The organism is Dysgonomonas reticulitermitis (genome assembly GCF_054601275.1).
Genome location: NZ_BAAHWU010000124.1, coordinates 1 through 1,212 on the forward strand (window position 1 = coordinate 1; position 1,212 = coordinate 1,212).

At 33.0% G+C, this 1,212-nt stretch carries 3 protein-coding genes; all 3 read right to left on the reverse strand.

The window, feature by feature from the left end; all coding sequences use genetic code 11:
* Nucleotides 1-122 precede the first annotated feature (122 nt).
* Entirely contained in the window at nucleotides 123-329 is a 207-nt protein-coding gene (locus tag ACYPZI_RS15965) for a hypothetical protein (protein ID WP_459603365.1), read from the reverse strand.
* 194 nt (nucleotides 330-523) lie between these two features.
* Complete coding sequence (locus ACYPZI_RS15970) at nucleotides 524-832, reverse strand: hypothetical protein (RefSeq protein ID WP_459603367.1); 309 nt, start codon at nucleotides 830-832, stop codon at nucleotides 524-526.
* A 6-nt stretch (nucleotides 833-838) separates the two neighbouring features.
* Nucleotides 839-1,212, reverse strand: a 374-nt coding sequence (locus ACYPZI_RS15975; RefSeq protein WP_459603369.1) for a hypothetical protein, incomplete at its 5' end; no start/stop codon positions are given.

The following is a 1,212-nucleotide window of genomic DNA, read 5'->3' on the forward strand; positions in this document are numbered from 1 at the left end:
CTTGATTTTATATTTATCTTTGATCTGGGTTATCGGTGAGGTACTCATATATCTACTTTTTTGAATTTGCAAATACAAAAATACACCTGTAACCCTTCTTTTACAATACCGTTGCAACAAAGTCATTCATAATTAACATCATATCCAACAACTTGCAATTTATCTAATGCTAAATCTCTAATTTTATCTGCATCATTATCATCTATTTCAAGAGATATCCATCCATTTATATTAGATATTTGTTTTATTTTATCTTTTATCTTTTTTTCGGTATCCAAAATTTTATCTATTAGATATGAATAGGTGATTTCGCTTAATTTTATTTTCATTTTATTTATTTCTTAATAGTCTTTCAGCTTTCTTTGTTGATGTTGGATTTACTGATATAATATTTCCTGTTGATGGGTTTATCACGACCTCTGCCGAAGTTCCTATAAATCGTTGGCTAGGTCTACCTAAATTATCTGTTACTATAGTTCCTGTTTTTAACGGATTTTTAACGGCATCCAAAATACCAGCAGGGTTACAATAAAACGTCAGGCCACTGATTTTGCAACCGCTCTTTTGCTTTTATCGCCGCTAGCCTTACTTGTTCTTTTGTGTAATAAGCACCAGGAGCTAACTCAAAATCATTCTCAAATTCAGAGAATCTTTTTGTTACCATTTCTAACTCGGAGAAGGCTTCTAATTCTGCCTTATTTAATGTTGACTCATCAATCTCATGTACATAAGAAAAATACATTCCGTCACATAATGCAACTTCGTCTATTTTATGTTTAAGATATTCGTCTATAAGGTTATATACATAACGTTTATCATTCTTCTCGTACATAACATTTTACTTTTTGAGTGGTGAATATTGAAAATGCCAAATACTATTAGTTTTATTGTCATATAACACTTCTAGTTTATATGTTTTGCCATTTTTAACCATATCTGTTGTATGCATAAAAGCTCTTGTCCCTTGCGGATCTGGCATACCCTTAGTAGTTTTTATGGCATCATCTAAAATTTGTACTGGAACATATCTGCCAGGATTATCCATACGCTTGGCAGTAGTTTTAGTAAAATTTAGGATAGTTTTCCCTTTTGTTGCTGCTCCTCCTTTTCCTCCCGTTCCCAAATCTAAGACGGCTAGAGGTACTGCCGCTAATGCTTCAAGATAATTTCCTTGGTCTGCATTTGAAAAAACTGCGGCCGCTCCACCAACAG

Excerpts from the sequence above, each read along its gene's own strand:
- ACYPZI_RS15965 (WP_459603365.1), bottom strand. The coding sequence starts at position 329 with ATGAAAATAAAATTAAGCGAAATCACCTATTCATATCTAATAGATAAA.
- ACYPZI_RS15970 (WP_459603367.1), bottom strand. The coding sequence starts at position 832 with ATGTACGAGAAGAATGATAAACGTTATGTATATAACCTTATAGACGAA.